This window comes from Streptomyces diastatochromogenes, assembly GCF_002242805.1.
In the GTDB taxonomy this organism is placed as follows: domain Bacteria; phylum Actinomycetota; class Actinomycetes; order Streptomycetales; family Streptomycetaceae; genus Streptomyces; species Streptomyces diastatochromogenes.
In genome coordinates, this window is sequence record NZ_MCGQ01000084.1 from 1 (window position 1) to 766 (window position 766).

General features: G+C 75.8%; 1 protein-coding gene. It reads left to right on the forward strand.

What is annotated here, in order from left to right:
- Window positions 1–766 (forward strand): alkylmercury lyase family protein (locus BEK98_RS45335; RefSeq protein ID WP_094222678.1); only part of this gene is annotated, 766 nt, incomplete at both ends.

Below are 766 nucleotides of genomic sequence, written 5' to 3' on the forward strand. Positions count from 1 at the left end.
GCCCTCGCCGGCCGCACGGACGTGGAGCGCACCGAGCACGTGGTCGACGACCAGGCGGAGGCCGAACGGCGCGGCATGCATGGCTCCCCGACGCTGTTGGTCGACGGTCACGACCCGTTCGCCGCCCCGGGCACCGCGGCCGGCGTGTCCTGCCGGCTCTACCGTGGCACGGACGGCCGGGTCGGCGGAGCGCCTTCCGTCGCGGAGCTGCGGCGGGTGCTAGGCACTCCCGGCGGCGTGGACCGGGCTGCCGGCCGGGCCGGGCAGGGTCGTCTCGCCCCGATCGAGGGTGGCCTGCGGGCGGTGCAGCAGGCCGTCCTGCGCTCCTTCGCCACCACCGGTGCCCCGCCCGGGCAGGCCGAGCTGGAGGCGGCGGCCGAGCCCTTCGCCGTACCGGCCGCCCGGGTGCTCGCAGAACTGGCCACCGAGGACTTCCTCACCCTGGACGACACCGGCCGCATCCGGGCCGCGTACCCGTTCTCCGCCACCGCCACCGAGCACGTCGTGCAGATTGCCGACGGGCCGACGGTGTGGTCGATGTGCGCGATCGACGCGCTCGGCATCCCGGTCATGCTGGGCGCCGACGCCGTCGTCACCTCCACCGACCCGGTCACCGGCGACCCCGTCCGCGTGGAGTTCACCGGCGGAAAGACCACCTGGCAGCCGACCACCGCGGTGGTCTACTACGGCGCCCGCCCCGGCACCGGCCCGGCCGCCGCCGTGTGCTGCGACTACCTGCGCTTTTTCACCGACCGCGCCACCGCCG